Annotated in this window: 24 protein-coding genes; 8 read left to right on the forward strand and 16 right to left on the reverse strand. The window is 39.4% G+C overall.

Annotated features, from left to right (window positions below; translation table 11 throughout):
- Positions 1-5: 5 nt before the first annotated feature.
- The 3 genes from U5907_00070 to U5907_00080 form a co-directional block, all read right to left on the reverse strand.
- Positions 6-470, reverse strand: coding sequence for a hypothetical protein (locus U5907_00070; GenBank protein ID WRQ33064.1), 465 nt, complete (start codon positions 468-470; stop codon positions 6-8).
- Positions 471-652: 182 nt separating this feature from the next.
- The gene (locus U5907_00075) at positions 653-790 is read right to left on the reverse strand and encodes a hypothetical protein (GenBank protein WRQ33065.1); all 138 of its coding nucleotides are present in this window, start codon (positions 788-790) and stop codon (positions 653-655) included.
- 315 nt (positions 791-1,105) lie between these two features.
- Positions 1,106-1,390: a DUF2089 family protein gene (locus tag U5907_00080; protein WRQ34104.1), complete on the reverse strand. Its 285-nt coding sequence runs from the start codon at positions 1,388-1,390 to the stop codon at positions 1,106-1,108.
- A 206-nt stretch (positions 1,391-1,596) separates the two neighbouring features.
- Between U5907_00080 and U5907_00085 the strand changes: the two genes are divergently transcribed.
- The gene (locus U5907_00085; protein ID WRQ33066.1) at positions 1,597-2,775 is read left to right on the forward strand and encodes an acyltransferase; all 1,179 of its coding nucleotides are present in this window, start codon (positions 1,597-1,599) and stop codon (positions 2,773-2,775) included.
- Here U5907_00085 and U5907_00090 read toward each other — a convergent pair.
- From U5907_00090 to U5907_00125, 8 genes are all read right to left on the reverse strand, one after another.
- Positions 2,752-3,249, reverse strand: coding sequence for a LysR family transcriptional regulator (locus U5907_00090; protein WRQ33067.1), 498 nt, complete (start codon positions 3,247-3,249; stop codon positions 2,752-2,754). The genes U5907_00085 and U5907_00090 overlap by 24 nt on opposite strands.
- A 25-nt stretch (positions 3,250-3,274) precedes the next feature.
- Complete coding sequence (locus tag U5907_00095; protein WRQ33068.1) at positions 3,275-3,805, reverse strand: GNAT family N-acetyltransferase; 531 nt, start codon at positions 3,803-3,805, stop codon at positions 3,275-3,277.
- 124 nt (positions 3,806-3,929) lie between these two features.
- Positions 3,930-4,349 carry a hypothetical protein gene (locus U5907_00100; GenBank protein WRQ33069.1) on the reverse strand — a complete coding sequence of 140 codons (420 nt, stop codon included), beginning with the start codon at positions 4,347-4,349 and terminating at the stop codon, positions 3,930-3,932.
- An 8-nt stretch (positions 4,350-4,357) separates the two neighbouring features.
- Positions 4,358-4,786: a hypothetical protein gene (locus U5907_00105; protein WRQ33070.1), complete on the reverse strand. Its 429-nt coding sequence runs from the start codon at positions 4,784-4,786 to the stop codon at positions 4,358-4,360.
- 23 nt (positions 4,787-4,809) lie between these two features.
- Complete coding sequence (locus U5907_00110) at positions 4,810-6,288, reverse strand: glutamate synthase-related protein (GenBank protein WRQ33071.1); 1,479 nt, start codon at positions 6,286-6,288, stop codon at positions 4,810-4,812.
- A 73-nt stretch (positions 6,289-6,361) separates the two neighbouring features.
- Entirely contained in the window at positions 6,362-7,159 is a 798-nt protein-coding gene (locus U5907_00115) for a DNA alkylation repair protein (protein WRQ33072.1), read from the reverse strand.
- Positions 7,101-8,423 carry a serine hydrolase domain-containing protein gene (locus U5907_00120; GenBank protein ID WRQ33073.1) on the reverse strand — a complete coding sequence of 441 codons (1,323 nt, stop codon included), beginning with the start codon at positions 8,421-8,423 and terminating at the stop codon, positions 7,101-7,103. Before U5907_00120 ends, U5907_00115 begins: the two co-directional genes overlap by 59 nt.
- 21 nt (positions 8,424-8,444) lie before the next feature.
- Positions 8,445-8,912 carry a thermonuclease family protein gene (locus U5907_00125; GenBank protein ID WRQ33074.1) on the reverse strand — a complete coding sequence of 156 codons (468 nt, stop codon included), beginning with the start codon at positions 8,910-8,912 and terminating at the stop codon, positions 8,445-8,447.
- Between the two features lie 12 nt (positions 8,913-8,924).
- Between U5907_00125 and U5907_00130 the strand changes: the two genes are divergently transcribed.
- Both U5907_00130 and U5907_00135 read left to right on the forward strand, forming a co-directional pair.
- A complete protein-coding gene (locus tag U5907_00130) occupies positions 8,925-9,257 on the forward strand; it encodes an exonuclease domain-containing protein (GenBank protein WRQ33075.1) in 333 nt (110 codons plus the stop codon).
- 97 nt (positions 9,258-9,354) lie between these two features.
- Complete coding sequence (locus tag U5907_00135) at positions 9,355-10,485, forward strand: ATP-binding protein (protein ID WRQ33076.1); 1,131 nt, start codon at positions 9,355-9,357, stop codon at positions 10,483-10,485.
- Here the strand turns inward: U5907_00135 and U5907_00140 are convergent.
- The 5 genes from U5907_00140 to U5907_00160 form a co-directional block, all read right to left on the reverse strand.
- The gene (locus U5907_00140; GenBank protein ID WRQ33077.1) at positions 10,476-10,979 is read right to left on the reverse strand and encodes a GNAT family N-acetyltransferase; all 504 of its coding nucleotides are present in this window, start codon (positions 10,977-10,979) and stop codon (positions 10,476-10,478) included. The genes U5907_00135 and U5907_00140 overlap by 10 nt on opposite strands.
- Positions 10,972-11,274, reverse strand: coding sequence for a DUF1778 domain-containing protein (locus U5907_00145; GenBank protein WRQ33078.1), 303 nt, complete (start codon positions 11,272-11,274; stop codon positions 10,972-10,974). Before U5907_00145 ends, U5907_00140 begins: the two co-directional genes overlap by 8 nt.
- A 94-nt stretch (positions 11,275-11,368) precedes the next feature.
- The gene (locus tag U5907_00150) at positions 11,369-12,094 is read right to left on the reverse strand and encodes a DUF5131 family protein (GenBank protein ID WRQ33079.1); all 726 of its coding nucleotides are present in this window, start codon (positions 12,092-12,094) and stop codon (positions 11,369-11,371) included.
- Entirely contained in the window at positions 12,063-13,163 is a 1,101-nt protein-coding gene (locus tag U5907_00155; protein WRQ33080.1) for a type II toxin-antitoxin system HipA family toxin, read from the reverse strand. Before U5907_00155 ends, U5907_00150 begins: the two co-directional genes overlap by 32 nt.
- Entirely contained in the window at positions 13,156-13,473 is a 318-nt protein-coding gene (locus U5907_00160) for a helix-turn-helix transcriptional regulator (GenBank protein WRQ33081.1), read from the reverse strand. Before U5907_00160 ends, U5907_00155 begins: the two co-directional genes overlap by 8 nt.
- Before the next feature lie 171 nt (positions 13,474-13,644).
- Between U5907_00160 and U5907_00165 the strand changes: the two genes are divergently transcribed.
- From U5907_00165 to U5907_00185, 5 genes are all read left to right on the forward strand, one after another.
- Complete coding sequence (locus U5907_00165; protein ID WRQ33082.1) at positions 13,645-15,294, forward strand: WG repeat-containing protein; 1,650 nt, start codon at positions 13,645-13,647, stop codon at positions 15,292-15,294.
- Positions 15,267-15,521 (forward strand): hypothetical protein, encoded by a 255-nt coding sequence (locus tag U5907_00170; GenBank protein WRQ33083.1) that lies wholly within the window; start codon positions 15,267-15,269, stop codon positions 15,519-15,521. The genes U5907_00165 and U5907_00170 overlap by 28 nt, the downstream gene beginning before the upstream one ends.
- A complete protein-coding gene (locus tag U5907_00175; protein WRQ33084.1) occupies positions 15,518-16,309 on the forward strand; it encodes a hypothetical protein in 792 nt (263 codons plus the stop codon). Before U5907_00170 ends, U5907_00175 begins: the two co-directional genes overlap by 4 nt.
- 11 nt (positions 16,310-16,320) lie before the next feature.
- A complete protein-coding gene (locus tag U5907_00180) occupies positions 16,321-16,785 on the forward strand; it encodes a hypothetical protein (protein ID WRQ33085.1) in 465 nt (154 codons plus the stop codon).
- A 294-nt stretch (positions 16,786-17,079) separates the two neighbouring features.
- A complete protein-coding gene (locus tag U5907_00185) occupies positions 17,080-17,685 on the forward strand; it encodes a DUF4143 domain-containing protein (protein ID WRQ33086.1) in 606 nt (201 codons plus the stop codon).
- Positions 17,686-17,746 lie beyond the last annotated feature (61 nt).

Below are 17,746 nucleotides of genomic sequence, written 5' to 3' on the forward strand. Positions count from 1 at the left end.
GAGGATCATACATCTATGAAATTTACGATTGCTGTTACTAACTCATGACTTACGGGGATGTCCGGATTAGTATATGAGGCTACATTCTCCTGAATATCTCCTGAGACTGTCTTAAGAACATGATTCATATCTTTTACAACATAAAACTGACTCTTAGGTGAGGCGTTTCTAAGAATGGTTGCCTCTTCCATATCAACCTGGATATCTTTTTCTGCCTGAATTATAAGTAAAGGAGACTTTAGTTTCTTAACATACTCTGCAGGGTCGTGCCTGAACCATGATATCATATAGGGCTGGACAGAAGGTCTGAACAAAATATTCATCTGGGAGGATACATTTTTAACAAGATGACCATTTTTTAGACTGTCAATTATACTCTCGGCCTCACTATACATTGCAGGGGGCATTTTTGGTTTCAGCTGTTTCTTAAGAGTAATATCAATAGGATTACCTGCACCGCAAAGGGACACAAAACCATTAATATTTGTCTCCTGAGCTGCGATTAATCCCAGCAGAGATCCTTCGCTGTGACCAATCAGATAAATTTTCTTATAGCCTTTTGCAGAGTAGTATTTTACGATAGCTATTATATCATAGAGATTATAAACACCACTGTGAAAATTATCCCGGACTTAAGTCCCTTTATATTTGACTAGACCCTGAATGAGTTGTACATCAGTGTAACCATCCATACTGTAAGAAGAACCGTAATAATAATAAATATCACAGCAACTGAGATCTCCGGGGCAGATATCTCAACCGGCCCTCCCTTCTTAAAATATTTCCACATAATATATTCTCCCAGCCGGCTTATTGATTTTGAAAAATAAAGAATAGCAGCAATAAATATCAGCTGCCCTTACAGAAGACCTGGAGAATATTAATGAGGCAATATATAGTAATAATGATAATGAGAGCCAGTTAATCCCATTTTGTGCAAATACAAAGTGCAGTTTAACCTCGAGGCCGGTTTTCACGGATATGATATCGGGGAAATGTGTGTTAGTTAGATAACCGGCAAATGAGGTTGCAATAATTACGGCTATACCTAGGAGCAATGATTTTCCTCAGGCGATATAATCAAAAGGATTTAACAGCTTTTTTATCATTTTTCATCCATTTTAACAATTTTCTCTATAAGGTCGTCAAGCATATTTCTTACAGTAGGATAGCTGAGTTTAAGCTTTTCAGCCATAATTTTCAGGCTACCACTACTCTTTACGAATTCCAAAATAAATGACTGCTCTTTCTGATCAAGCCTCATTAAAACAGGTAACTGAAAAAATCCGGTTACTGTAGTATCGCAATGTTCACACAGCATACTACTGACTCTTAACTGAGAGTCGCAGCTGGGACACAAAACAGGTAATCTCTTTTCCATTATATTTATCATTTATTCGACAAATATAATTGGAAATTTAATATAATTAAAAGTAAACTAAAATAAATTAATATTAAAATAAGAATAATTCAAGAGTAGCGAAGAATTCTTTCACTTACTCAAATCTATATTAGATAATTAAGATTTATTAAAAGAGAAATCGCTCAAAGGAAGAACTTTTTCTCATTGGGCTTTTTTGTACTATTTTTGCCGACATGGAAAAAATCTCAGCAGCAGCATTTGCAGATACAAAGCCACACTACAACATTTTAGACGGATTCCGGGGTGTAGCTGCATTAACGGTAGTATGGTTCCACATATTTGAGGCATTTGCAACCAGTCATATTGATCAGCGCATTAACCACGGCTATCTGGCTGTGGATTTTTTCTTTATCCTCTCCGGCTTTGTGATGGGTTACGCCTATGACGACAGGTGGAAAACCATGAGTTTGAAAGAGTTCTTTAAACGCAGGATAATAAGACTTCATCCTATGGTGGTTATGGGAGCGCTAATAGGTGCTGCAATGTTCTATACACAAGGGTGTTCCGTATGGGATGTGACAAAAATATCGGTGGGGATGCTAATAATTGCAACCGTTTTGAATGCCTTTATGATTCCAGCCACAACAGGCGGAGAAATCAGAGGAGTGGGGGAGATGTATCCGCTTAATGGCCCCACATGGTCACTCTTTTTTGAGTATATCGGCAATATACTTTATGCCCTCTTTATCCGCAAACTGGCTACAAAACCTCTTGCCGTACTGGTTGCCCTTGCAGGAGTTGGACTTGCCATTTTTGCAATCTGGGGGCCGTACGGTGATATTTGCGTGGGCTACTCAATGACAGGGGATAACATACTGGGAGGTTCGCTCCGATTGCTTTTCGCTTTCTCGGCTGGGTTGCTTATGTCAAGGGTATTTAAGCCGATCAGAAGAGAAGGTAATGGCTTTTTGGACAAATTCAAAGGAGGACTGGTTTATTACGCCTTCTGGATAGGTGCTGCGGCTATAGTGGTTTTGTCTGCTGTTCCGAGAATCGGAGGGGCAGAAAAACTATGGATGAACGGGATATACGACACATTCTGTTTTGCGGTTGCCTTTCCGCTACTGGTTTATATGGGTGCATCGGGAGAGACAAAAGGGAAATTCACTGTACGTATTAATAAATTTCTGGGAGATATTTCATATCCTCTATATATGGTTCACTATCCGTTTATTTACCTGTATTATGCATGGGTAAAGAATGAAAACCTGACTTTTGAACAATCGCTTCCCGGCGCACTTGCACTATTCTTTGGATCAATTGCACTGGCCTACATTTGCCTTAAACTTTATGATGAGCCGGTGAGAAAGTGGCTTACAAAGAGGTTTTTACTCCAGAGTAAGAAAAAATAACGAAGTGTTCTTCTCTACTTTAAATAGCCTTCCCAACAGTATACCAGGATGAGAAGTAATATTCTCCTCCAGTTGCCGCTCCATCTCAAATGAATTTCCGTTAACAAGGTATATACTGATTTTAGGGTATCGTTTATGGAAAGAGGCAATTATTTTTGGAATTACATACTGTGAAATCGTAGAGCTTGTTCCTATCCTGAACTCACCTGAGATACTATTTTGCATCTGACTAATCTCAAACTCCAGACCTCTGTATAGCTGAGCTATCTCCTTATATGAATTATAGACCCTCTCTCCAGCTTTAGTCAGGTAGATTTTATTCCCTTTTCTTTCAAAAAGACTTACTTTATATTTCTCTTCCAGCTCTTTGACATGTCTTGTGACAGCCGGCTGTGTAATATTCAGTTCATATGCGGCTTTTGAAAAGCTCAAATTCTCTGCTACTGCAATAAACACTTTGTCCCTGTAGTCCATGATATGTGATAACAATCTCCTTTGGTCAAGTTTTTAATAAGCTATATATGAAAAGATCAGTAAATAAGCCTCCTGTAAGGAGCTCTCCATCTCTTTCTATACCTTCCCGCATAAATCCCAGCCTTTCCGGAACTGCTATGCTGGCTGAGTTTCCAACAGCGCATTTAATCTGAATTCTATTCATGTTGAGTTCCTGGAATGCAAATTCGCAAAGTCTTTTAACAGATTTCGTTATTATTCCACGACCTTGAAAACTCTCTGATAACCAATATCCAATCTCGGTTTTCCTGTTCGCTCTGTCAGTACTCTTAAAGCCAATCAGTCCGGCCAGGCTGCCATCTATCCGTATGGTGAATGTGTACTCCATTTTATCCTTAGGCAGGTCAATTATAGAATCTACAAAGGATTGTGTATCAAATACTGACTTAGTCTGCTCTACAAACGGGAGCCATTTACCAAGATATTCGCGCTGCGAATTTATTGCAGCAAAGATATCAGCAGCATCCTCTTTGATAAGCTGCCTTAATTTGATTGTATTGTCTACTATTAACTCCATCGCTTGCGCTTAGTTTAGTGCGTTGAAAAAATCTTGTTGCCAGCCTCGCCTCAGAGGAAAAGTGTCAAACACCAAAAAATCAATCGTTTGCAAATATTTAAATAATCATGTAAATAGCATTATATCAAGTGTTTGACACTTTTCCTCTGAGGCAGTTCTTAGCCTGTTCACGGTCAACCGAAAATGTTTTGCTTTGAAGGTCACAAAGTTCGTATAGTTGGAGTGACTTCTCAAGGTATATTTGTGAGTTATCAAATCTCCCATTAAACCCAATTTGAGCGAGGCAATCCGCAAGAGCCTCAATGTTTTCAACATTGAATCCTTTATGACTATGCAAATATTTTTCAGATTCCTCTTTTTCTAATTCCAGAAATTTATCAAGATCAAAATTCATCTCGCTCAATAACATTCCCTTAGCCTCTTCAATTTGACTCTCAAGGGTAATTGCTAATAGGTCTGAACCACCAAAAAGTAACTGACGAATTGCATTAATTATCTGTCCTATTTTGCTGATTTCTCGTAGTATATAGTCTTTCTGTTCCATGTAGATCCCTACTTTTTCCTTATCACCTTAAACAGTGCTGGATTATTTTTCTGATCAACAAACGACATCTCATCATCTTTAAGTATTCTGCCACTGATGGTAGTTGCTTTGAGGATGCTCTTGGTTTGGTCTATAGGGATCAGGGTAGCGACAGGATGGGAGTATGTATATTCGTAAGTATCAGTGCTCTTTTTGCCAGTGGAGATTTCAGTATAGTTAAAAAGGCAGGTGGTTCTGTCGAAAACAATCTCAAGCGCAAAGGATGTATTGCTTCCGTTCCATTGAGTCATATAGAGCCCGTTTGTCTCTATTGGAAATAGCATATTGTAATTAGGGCCTGTACCACCGAGCGGATTGTCATCGTTGCATCCGCTAAGGGTTAAAACTCCAATAATCAGGCTTAGAGCTATTAATAAAAATGGTTTTCCTTTTATCATGATATTCAATTAAATACAAAAAACTATGGCAAGGTATACTCTCGCGCCTCTTTTGTCAACGGAATTACATCTGACTGATGGATGTATTTAAGGCTGAATTTGCGGTTGAGGGCCATAAGGAGCTTCAGTCCGAATGAGAGCCTGGAAAGGTAGGAGTAGAGGCCGATAGCACCGTAAGAGATTGGCTTGCCGGTCTCTTTGTAAATGCTTTTGATATAATTGGCATCTTTGAAAATGGTATCGGCAGTATCCCCAAAAGCTTTGTAGGAGGCGGGAGTGGCATCATTTTCAATTAATTCTCCAATATTCTTCCCTGTGACAGCTGCGGCCATTGCAGCCCGGCCTATACCTACTAATTTAATATTTGGTGCCCCCAGTGCCAATGCCTTGAACATAGTGTCCTCCATTGCGATACCTCCGGCAATTGCTATTTCCGGAATCCACAAATTCTCCTCTCTCAGCTCTCCAACCAGCCTGTTTACGATTTTTATAAGATCAATTGTTGGATGGCTCCACTCATTCATCATTTTATTAGGGCTGTTGCCACTACCGCCTCCTGCTCCGTCAAATGTAATCAGGTCAACATTATTGGCAGAGGCAATTTGCAATACTCTTCTGATATCGTTAACATCAAACCCTGCCATTTTGAAAAATATGTTTTTTGCACCATAGGTCCGGAACCTGGCAATAATCTCCCCAAAAGAGGCCTCATTCCACATAGGTAGTCGGCCACACTGAATCAGTCCAGAACCATTTGGATTCTCAAAAACCAAATACCCGTTTTTCTTAAGAAATTCCGCCTCTTCTGCTGAATTTACAGGCGCCACATGCTGAATTCCCTTTGCAGCCTGTCCGAATTTAATTTCAATTGACTTCAGATCAAAGTTTTGCAAGGCATACTCCGCCGTGCCCAAAACAATATCATCGGCATTAACCTGGAGAATAATATCCCCGTACCCTCTGTCATACCGCCTGAAATACTCAACCATCTTACCAAGGAACGGAGCATGAGAAATCTTACCATTACTGTCATGACGCAAATCCTTATCCAACTTAATGGCATTCTCCCCAATCACAACCATTATACCCGCCATCGCAGCCCCGGAGTAGTAATCCTGCCAGTTAAGCTTAGCCATTGCCGGTAAAATGACCGGAGCCCTGAGCTTTATTTTTCTCTCATAACCAAACTCATATGAAATATCTACAGAATGAACATTGGTTGTTTCAGAGTCTTCAGCCGCACCCATCGCCCCAAAAACACGGCCATTAATGTTAAAATGAGAAAAGTCAAAAGGGTAAACCTTTTCTGATGCAAATTGGTTGTTTGCTGTGCCGAATGGATAGGCCGCCTCAATCCCCCTTACGGCAGAGAGCCCGATTTCGCATAAGCCGGGGCACTTGTCCGAACACACTGAGCACATCCCGGATAAATCAGATATATCATTGGGAGTTCTCAGCTTTGTGTTGTTAAACAACGATGATAATTTTGGACTATGTGACATATTATTAAATATTTAACAATTGCATTTTTGTAACCAATTTTATGCAAGCAAGTTACAAAAAACTATGGCAAGGTCAAACCTTTTTCATCGCCTCCACCTTCATCTCCTTTGGCATCTTCTCAATGGCGTACCTAAGTGCAGTACGGGGCATTACTGCTCTTTTGGAGATAACATATTCAAATACCTTATTCCGATTATCCAGATTGCTTTCGCTGGCGGCCTTAAGCATCCAGCCGTACCCCTTCTGAACCAGATCGTCCTTGTCAAGGAGGAGAATGTCGGCAATTTCAAATACCTCCTTCAGAAAGAGCCCCCTTCTTGCCGGAATAATAAGTGTCACTGCCGAAGCCCTCTTTGTCCACCGGTTTTCTGATGTAGCCCACCTCTTTAACTCGCCGATGTAATCGGGATACATCATAATAAAGTTGCCGATGGTGTGGTTGCAAAGGGTATCACAGTCCGCCCAGTTGGTAAGATAGTTGTTTACCCAATGCTCAAATATTTTGAAGTCCGCAGGCTCATACTGTTTCTCAAGCGACTCGGCCAGTTTACAGGCAATTATCGCCTCCTCAAAATAGCCCGACCTCCATAGTTCGTCACAAATTTCAAATATCTCCCGCTTTGGCATCAATTTAACCTCTTTGGAGAAATCCTTCGCTATCTGTATCGCCAACTTAGTTGGAACGCCATAAAGCATAGCCTCTTCCCCCTTCTTGAAGAAACGGCCGGACGATTTACGAACTTCTGGATCTGCATTGCTTTGCAGCAACGATCTGAGGGAGGAGAGGAGGGTGGTCATGGTAGTGAGGTATTTATTCTTTCGTAAATTTAATTTGAGCACCGCCTTGAAATAATACCATTGTCTTTTCATTAGGATTAAATTCAAATTCTGCTCCTGCCAGGTCAAACTTAAATTTGTCTTTGCCGGTTGCTTCAAGTGGAAATGAAGGTTGTCCCGATCCTTGTGCGATTAAAGTGCTTCCCTCTTTTGTAATTGTAATCTTCAACGGAATTTGACTGGAAGAGTAAACACCCAAATACTTGTCTAAGTCTTCAGAAGTTAAGTTGAATGCAGTAAATGTTGGAATTTCGTACGGCTTGTCGTAAACTGCACTTAAAACTGCAACGGAAATATTGTTGATACTAAAGTTTGATCCGTTAGAAATTAGAGCATACGAAATTTTATCGTCTGCAAAATGTGAATAAACTGAACTAAAACCGTCAATTCCGCCGGTGTGTCCGTATCCGACACTATTGTGGAAAGGAAACTGAAACAAACCAATTCCGTAACCATCTTTAATGGTTTTCATTATTTCAAGACTCTCATTTGTTACAAGTTTGCCGTTAAACAAAGCGTCTGCAAATATTGTCAAGTCGGTGGGTGTAGAAGTTATTGCACCGGCACCTAGCGGAATTGTAAAATCTGTTTCGGTCTCTGCTTTCCAAGTCCCGGCGAAACTGTATGATTTACACTCGTTGTTGAGTGGATTGATTTTTCCAAAAACATAAGTATTTGTCAAACCTAGTGGTTTAACAATAAATTCTTGCAACAAATCAGAATATGATTTTGAAAAGGTCTTTTCAAGGATGAAAGTCAAAAGGACAAAATTTGAATTACTGTACTCTGCTTTGCTATCTGGGTTGAAGTCGCTGCCGCCTTTTACAATAATTTCAACCAACTCTTTTTCTGTCTTTGGTTGCGTGTTCCATGTCAGGTAGTCTTTGTTATTTGTGAAATTGTGTATCCCACTTCTATGATTCAGCAAATGTTTTACGGTTATATCCTTTGCGTTTATAATTGCTGGAAACCATTTATCAATAGTCTGGTTTATGTTTAATTTATTTTCTTCAACTGCTTTTAATATCAAAACTGTCGTAAAGGTTTTTGAAATAGAGCCTATTCTGTATTTTGATTTTTCTGTCGCTTTTATGTTATTCTCTACATCTGCAAATCCGATTGATTTCTTATAAATAATCTCTCCGTTTTTTGAAACGGCAACACTTCCCATAAACTTGTCGTTTTGTTCAAGTGCGTTGAAGTACTTGTCTAGTTTGGTTTTGTCAAAGTTCGTTTGAGCCAATCCAATTTGACTAAGCGTCAAAACTATTAATGTCGTTAAAACTGCTTTTTTCATTTTTTGATGATTATGTTATTGTTAATGATTCGCTTTTCTCCACTCCCACGGCGGAGTGGGGGCGGGCTCTCTCCAAAGGCCGATTCCCTTTTGGCGGGCTGTTGCCTCAAGGGGGGTGTATGCGGTGTCAAATTCGGTATAGCTCCAGGCAAGGCCCATCTCTACCATTCGGGCTCCCACATCATCTATGGCTTGGGTGCTCACCCTTGCGACGTGCCGGCCCCAGCCATCGGTTTTGAGGACGTCAACAACAACGGTTTTGCCGTGAATCATATCGGAGAGAGCCCTTTTTGCCACATTGCTGAAGGGTTGCCTCCTCTCGGGTGCGTCAATGCCGGCTATCCTGAATTTTAGCCTCAGGTTATCCCGATTAATTGCGGTAAATGTATCTCCATCGCTGATTCCCACCACTTTAACTCTGAAGCTCTGCCCCGAGCAGAGAGAAGAAATTAATAGGATAATGCTTAAAGTGATGGTTTTGAAACGCATTGAGTACACGATTTGGGTCAGCAAGTTACAAAAAAACAATCTACCTCCCCGCAGGTGTGGCATCAGATTGAGCTAATGATTGAGGGTCTGCCGCTTGTAGCCCACAACAAGGGTTTTGACGAAAACTGCCTGAAGGCCTGCTTCCAAATGTACCAGCTGGATTATCCCTATTATGAATTCCACTGCACCTTGCAGAGGGCTAAGAAGCAAATAAAAGGCTTACCCGATTATAAACTCAGCACAGTTTCGGCCTATTGCGACTTCTCACTGGGTAACCACCACCACGCACTGGCAGATGCAGAGGCCTGTGCAAGGATTGCGATTCAGGTGTTTCTAACAAATTGACTGAATTAACGTAAAAATTGTCAATGAACTGACTGAATTAATGTAAAAATTGTCAATGGATGGAATAAATATTATATTTGTATATAATAAATGTGAAATGGAGACGATTAAAAGATTGTTAGAGGAGAGTGTTACTTCTAAAATATTACCAAACAAAGCTGTTCTTATATTTGGAGCAAGGAGGGTTGGCAAAACAATTTTATTGCGTCATATTATAGACAAATTCAATGGTAAGGTACTTTTACTTAACGGAGAGGATTTTGATTCCATTTCCCTTCTTGAAGAAAAGAGTATTTCAAATTACAGACATATATTAGATGGTGTTAATTTACTGGCTATTGATGAAGCACAGGCAATTCCGGATGTTGGGGCAAAGCTGAAATTGATTGTTGACGAAATTCCGGGAATCTGTGTTTTAGCAACAGGTTCATCTTCTTTTGACCTTTTTAACAAAGCCGGAGAGCCATTGGTTGGAAGAAGTTCATTATTTTACCTTACACCCTTTTCACAACGAGAAATCGGGCAAACTGAGAATGTGCTGGAAACGAGACAAAATATTGAGTCAAGGCTTATATACGGATCTTATCCAGAGGTTGTGACGATGTCCGGATTTGATAACAAGGCACAGTATCTGGGAGATATAGTTAGTGCTTATTTGCTCAAGGATATTCTTTCAATTGACGGACTTAAAAATTCCGGAAAAATGAAAGATTTGCTCAGACTTATTGCATTTCAGGTAGGGAATGAGGTATCCTATGATGAGCTGGGAAGACAACTTGGTATGAGTAAAAATACTGTTGAGAAATACTTGGATTTACTATCAAAAGTTTTTGTGGTTTTTAGGTTAGGTGGCTTTTCAAGAAATTTAAGAAAAGAGGTGACAAAAGCCGGTAAATGGTATTTTTACGATAATGGTATTCGAAATGCAATAATTGGAAATTTCAACCCAATTTCAATCAGGCAGGATGTGGGGGCACTATGGAAAAATTATTTAATTAGCGAGAGGATAAAGTTAAATTTTAATGAGAGATTAAATAAAGAATTTTATTTCTGGAGAACGTATGATGGACAGGAAATTGACCTTATTGAAGAAACTGCCGATTCCCTAGCAGCTTTTGAGTTTAAATGGGGTGAGAAGAATCCGGCTGCACCCAAAGCCTTTAGAGAGGCTTATCAAGATTCCTCTTATGTTGTTGTAAACAGGGATAATTATCTTAGTTATTTGTAGATCGCAAACAACTCATCAAGCGTTCTCATAGGAATAAACATCTTTCCGCTATCCGGAAGCTCAGTAAAACCATAATGAAGGTAAAACGCTTTTGCCTCCTGATTTAAAGGATCAACAACAACCGCATAAGAGGCTACAATCTGCGAGTTCTCCCAGCTCCGTTTCAAAGCATCAATTAGCAGAATTTTACCTAACCCTTCTCCATGCCTTCTTTTGTCAATTGCCAGCCTGCCGAGCAGGGTAGTGGGGATAGTGGTATATGTGCCAGGTAGTCTCTTTCTAATTTGCGTAGAGAAGCTGCTTATTGGTATGCCGTAGTTAGACAGGGTGTAGTATCCTATTACAGATTTTGTTTCGCCATGAGCTAATACATAGCAGGCCGATAGTTTTCGCTTGACATCCTGCCCTGCTTGATTTCTCAGATAGTTATTTAGTAACTCCTTACTACAGTCAAAACCATCTTTGTTATGACCTCTATGGAGCAGCTCAACCATTATGTTTGCCTGATTTTGCGAAGAATGATTTATAATCCGCCAGAGCCTTTTTCAAAGGCTGAGCAGGTTTGTCAGGATTTGTAATGGCATCAAAAAATACTTGACTATCCCTCTCTGAAGCAATAACCAGCTCCTTCTCTTTGATAATCTCCTTCGCCTTATCCTGAGCGGCAGCAAATATAAAATCGGTTAAATTCCGATAACCTCCCAGCAATGCAGCCTTCTCAAAGAGAAGTTTCTGCTCCTTAGGCAGTCGGGCGTCAAATCTCGCTGTATCTGAAGTGGTTGTACTCATTGTGATGGTTAGTTTATTTATGCAAATGTACGGAAAATATCCGTATTTGTAAATCTTTTATTTCATTCATTTCACGAACCCCGCTTTCTCTTTTTTACCTCGGGTGGTCACCAGGGGTAGTTATATTAATTCCAAATTCTTTTGCTACAGAGCTCTGCTTGAATGGGTTGATTTTTTGAACTTTGCCTTCAAATTCAAAAAACGACCCTGTGTTTTTGAACCAAAAAGTTGTTCCTGCTTTAAGACAGTGGTCACGTATATCTAGAATCCAATCATAATTACATATTCGTGCCTCTCGTCCTGTTTCGCCACCTACGGTAACATGGTCTATTCCATTTAGATAGGCCGATATATCAATAGCCTCCAAAAGAGGTGCTGCCGCTATAAACCTCCGTTTAATAGGGTAGGATAGAAATAGGGGAAGCCGATAATCGGCTGACTCCTGATTTTCAATTGTGCACCCGATATTCACATTATCATATCCATCACCCCAGTCGTTAGGGAGAGAGATGTTAAAGCGGTCAATGCGTTTAGTTAAAATCAAAAAGTCAAGGTCAGGTCGTTTTTTTATCATTGCCCAGGCCTCTGCACGCCAATCATCGGCTTCCGCAATAAAGAAATCGGTTGAGAAACAAGTAGCAACAACCTTTCCGCCGGGAATCCTGTATGTGCCTTTCGTAGTTTTAGTTATCGGTTTATCAAATTCTTCGGTTTTATATACTCTGTTTTGTCCGTAACGTTTTGAAAACGGGCCATAGTAATAGCAGTAAGTACAACCATCGCTTATTTTATAACAACCTGTCCACGGGTCCCAGTTCATATTTTGAGTTAATTTCATCAATTATTCCATTCATCCGTTGTCTGTTAAGTCCGGATTTTATACCCACGGCCAATACATCATCTTTTGACGGATCTCCATTATTGTTTACAGTTGTTGTGTGGAAACCGTTGAATCCGTTGCCTGGGAGCAGGTCGTAGGCAGGGGAGAGCCTCCACTCTCCGTCAATAAGCTGGAATGAGAAGTTTTTGGCGTGGTCATCTCTGTTCTTAATTGCAACATTAAAGACCATCTGCCTGAATAGTGAATGGACCTCCTCCATATTCTTTGTGAGAATGTGACATAACTGCAGAAGGTCACTATAGTCAAGACTCGGGATTCTGTAGTCGGCATTCAGCAATCCGGCGGCACTAACTGTGTGGATCTTCCCCCGGGGAGTTCTGTCAAATCTTTCCGTTCCAAAATATTTACCCTCAAACAATCGGGTTTCCGGCATTCTGATACCGCACCTCTTGGCAAGTAAAGAGTAATTGTATTCAATTTCACCAATATTCTCAGGGTCAGATGCTGTTCTGAATTTTACAAGCCACTCTTTGCCATCAATTTTCACAAATACCTTTGGCCTTGCACCACCCGAAGAGCCTCCGTATCTATATAAAGTATCAAGCGAGCCCTCTTCATAGTCCGATGTCAGGATTTTCAGAGTATCATCGGCCAGTCTGTTAAGGTCTATGAACTCTTCTTCCATTCTGAGGCTATTATTCGGCCTATATTCAAGCGCACCCCGGCCCGAACTGCCCACCAATGTGAGCCTTTGGAGAACCGAGAGTTTATAGGGATTAATCCCTTTGCTTTTCAGATACCTGTCGAGTATGAGGGCTCCCCATCCGTCCGGCAGGCTGTCGTCAAATACGCCAAATCCTCCGTTAAATGGGGTTCGTTTTGCAATAAATACCTCTTTTTTGAGCGGAAGGCCAAAGGGGGAGATTGACTTACCGGTCTGTAAATAATCGGGGTCGTATTCAAAAGCGCAAAGTGAGTCAGCAGTCTGAGCAATCCGCCCCACCTTTACTTTATTCATAAATACATCTATGACCTTAATTTCATTCATTTCGTGAACCCCGCTTTCTCTTTTTTACCTCATATTCATTGATGATTTCGTCAAGAGTCTGATACGATTTTTTTGTGAAAAGGGCAGCGAATGACTCTGTATCGTCAAGAGCAATGGCACATAATACCAGATTCTTGAGAGTTATTTCACCGCTGTTTTCAAAATTACGATATGCATCATAGCCCACTCCGGCTCTTTTTGCAAATGCCTTTTGGGTGAGATTTAGCTCCAGTCGCCTCTCTTTAACCCTCTCTGCAATTCCTTTGAGAATTGATTCAGGAGATGAGTTTATAATTGTGTTTATATGCATGATTAAGCCTATAAATATGGAGATAGTGTGCTTTCATACACAATTATAAAGATAGGGATAATTTATTTGATTCCAAACTAAATTTCCACCACGGAAGTAGTTTAAAGCCCTTAAACAATTTTTTAATCAACTTGTTAAATATAAAAATAAAACCCTTAAACCTTAGAAATTATGAACAAGATATCTAAAATAATAGTAGCAATCTCTTCTTTTTTGTTTTGTGTAGCGGTTTTACATGCCCAGGATCTACAACCAGCCTTTATATTGAAAAAATCAACTAAAATAAAAATATGGGGCTATGAAGATGAAACAGGGAAAATGGTTATTAAACCAAAATACGAGTTCGCAGATGTTTTTGAAGACGGGAGAGCAAAGGTTTGGTACAAAAAAAAATATGGCTACATAGACAAAACAGGAAAAGAAATCATACCCATAAAATATGATGGAGCAAAATTATTTTCAGAAGATCTATTAGGCGTGAATCTAAAAGGTAAATGGGGATTTATAGATAAAACCGGAAAAGAGATTATTCCTCTGAAATATGAGGATGTCGGCAAATTTAAAGAAGGGCTTGCGGCGGTAAAGTTGACGGGAAAATGGGGATTTATTGATAAATCCGGTGCCCAAATTATCCCACTTCAATTCGAAGAGGTCAAGTATTTCTACAATGGGATGTCCGGAGCTAAACTCAACAACCTTTGGGGAATTATTGATAAATCGGGAAATGAAATAGTTCCTTTTAAATATGTGGCTGTTAGTTACTTCGATAAAAATGAATATGTACAAGTAAAAATCAATAATGACACATGGAAATTTCTCGACATGAATGGGAAACTCTTTGATACTTACAGTAAAATAGTTGAAAATTATACATTTAATAATTCGTATAGCGATTATAAGAATTTCAAATCCTATTCCGGGGAAATGCTCTTTAGGCCGGTATATATTCCATTGCCTAACGGTCGTGGAAAAATAACCTATATTGATGGAAGCACATACGAGGGGTATATTTTTATGGGCAAGCCACAAGGAATGGGTGGAAAAATGGTATATGCTAATGGAGATGTTTACGAGGGGGGGTGGAATGAAGGTGAATGTAATGGAGAGGGTACATTAACAAAAACAAATGGATACCGATATGAAGGAAACTGGAAAGCTGGTGCCCAGAATGGCAAAGGGAAACTGACTTATGGAGACGGCTCAATATATGAAGGAGATTTTGAAAATAATATTTGTAGCGGATATGGAATACTACGCTTTACAACTGGCGACACCTACAACGGAAGGTTTATTCAAAACAAATTCGTGAAAGGAGAATATACATTTAATAACGGTGATGTTTATAAAGGGGATTTTGAAAATGATCAAATTTTCGGGAATGGAAAAATGACCTATGCCAATGGAAAGGTGGAAGATGGATATTGGGAGAATAATAAATTTATCAGCAAGATATATAACGATGTCGCTGAAATCCCTTTTTCAGATGGGGGCAAATACACAGGTACATATATTATCATTTCAAACAATAAAATCCCGCACGGGAAGGGTCAGTTTAAATTTCTCAATGGTGACTTCTATGAGGGAGATTTCAGGAATGGTAAAATACATGGCGAAGGTGATTATAAAGGTGCAAACGGAGACCGATATATCGGCGGTTTTGTAAACCATCAAAGGGAAGGTAAGGGAAAAGAGATACATAAGAACGGGACAATATTTGAGGGTGATTATGTTAATGGTCTACCACATGGTAACGGAAGAGCAACCCTGCCGGATGGCAGAACAATTACCGGGAAATGGTACAAAGGAGAGTATCAAAGATAAACAGATGGCTTTTTGCAATAGCAATCGCCATTTTTTCTGCACTTCTGGTTGCATATGCTTATGACATTGATCAAGGCATCCCAATTAGTCTTGCAAGTACAAATGCAGCTAATCAGAAGATTCTGATGTCAGTAGCCGGTGCATTAGGATTCAGAGGCAGCATTATTCTTGGAGTACTTGCCACAGGAGCCGGTATATATAACGCAATAAGAAAAAGCCGAACATGAAAACAATAAGATTAATCAAGATATTTTGTCTTATGTCCTTAACACTCCTCTCCTTAACGCTCTACTCTTCTCCAGAGGGCTATCCCAAATCATATTCACCTGAAGAGCTGCTTCAAAAGATGCTCTCAGGTGAGTGCTTATCAAACTATAAGGCGGTAAAATGGTACGGCACACCGGGAGACATACATGAGTTTAACGGACTTCTTGGTGAAAACGGAACTTTATATTCGTTTATTGATACAACTTTTATTGTACAGAGAGGCAGTGATACAATGTATTATACGATATTCCGTACTGCCCCGATGATTATAAACGAATATGGTGATTTTGTTAACTCTAACAATTGCCATGTTTGTGACGTAAACTTAGGATTATTTTCGTACACCATTGAAAATGACAGCATATATATTTATAAGTTTAAGCGAAACTTTGCGACTCATGGCTCATTTGGTGAGAAATCGTATGATTTGTCAATGGTTAACCTGGGAGATGGTTATGAACTGCTGAAAGTGGATGATATTTATGAAGGGATGGGTACTACTTCTATTATCACAAGATTTTACATGGATGGTGAACTTAAGCTTAGCATGATATCGGCTGAGAATAACAGAGGTAGCCGGGACAATAACCAGAATGGTTATTATGAGTTTTCATCAGATTTTTCTTATGATAACAATGACCGAAGCATTATAATAAAGCAATCGGGATACAGGATAGATGAGAGGAGGGGTAGAAAAATACCGATATTTAAAATCCATAAAACAACCATAGATAATTATTCATTTTAACAAAATGAGATATGAGGAAAATAGGAGTAATTCTGATAATAATAGGGTTTCTTTTTGGTATTCTTGGAGTAGTCTCATTCTGGCGAGACAATAGTTTCAAAAAAGCAAGCACCGCATCAAAAGCTATTGTTGATTCAGTGGATATAAAACCCATCCGGGACGGGCTTTCTAATATATTTTACTATCTGGTATATATGAGGGATGGCAGTATGGACACCCGGGAGCACCAAATTACAACGGAGTATACTATTAAAAACCCCATTCCATCCGCTGAAGAGTTGAAGTCAACAATTTTTTATGTGCATTATGTGCCATCAGCTAATAAAGAGAGAACATATTTCCCTGAACGGGTATATGTCAACAATAGCCCGGAATACGAAGGATTGTATAAAGAAGCGCTTTTTGGACAGATGTTAACCTTAATTTTGTTAGGTATTATGGTAAGGCTTTTTTTTAGAAGGGCTAGCAGGGGATAGCTTTCAATCTTTGCTCAATATTTAAGGAAATATTTGCAAAATCAATAATACTGAGTAAATTTACTAGTCTTATTGAGTAAATATTAGTTTATGTTTGAACGTCCTTATTTGAGCTGATTAAGCCAAGAATAGAAGAGCCGAGAAAGTTTATTCAGAAGATTGATAATTGGAGTGAAATTGTAAAACAATAGTGGGATAAAGATACACGTGAGAACATCAATATAAAAGTTATTCTGCTTGGTTCGTCACGTCTTTTAATTCAAAAGGGGTTGGCCGAATCCTTAGCTGGTCGTTTTGAAACCCTATACTTGGGACATTGGTCTTATACAGAAATGCAAGAAGCATTTGGGTGGAATATCCAGTTGTCTATATTCCGGACAGATTCTTTCATATACAAAAATCATTGGACAACTTCAAGATGCAGGAAACACAACAACTCTGGCCAATTACCTGAAGCTGCATTCTGAATGCGGATTACTGGGAGGATTAGATAAATATGCCGGAGATATCATTCGTAAACGAGGTTCCAGTCCGAAGCTTCAGGTATATAACAACGCCCTGATAACATCTCAGAGCAATGATACTTACGAAAAAGCGATAATAAATCCTGAATTATGGGGACGACTTGTTGAATCTTCTGTGGGTGTACATTTGATTAATTACACTATTTCCGAAAGATTTAATCTTTACTACTGGCGAGATGGTAACTACGAAGTTGATTTTATACTGGAAAAAGGAGATGAGGTAATAGGACTTGAAGTGAAAAGTGGAATGAGAGCAGAGAACGCTGGTATGAGAGTATTTTCAGAAAGGTTTAACCCTAAAAAAGTCCTGCTTGTTGGAACAGGAGGAATTCCTTATGATGAGTTTTTGAAGATAAATCCTAAAGAACTATTTTAATAATGGATGCTTACTTTTATCGGATGTTTACGAATAAAGGTGTCCATATATTGCCAAAGTA

Source organism: Bacteroidales bacterium MB20-C3-3, from assembly GCA_035609245.1.
In the GTDB taxonomy this organism is placed as follows: Bacteria; Bacteroidota; Bacteroidia; order Bacteroidales; family UBA932; genus Bact-08.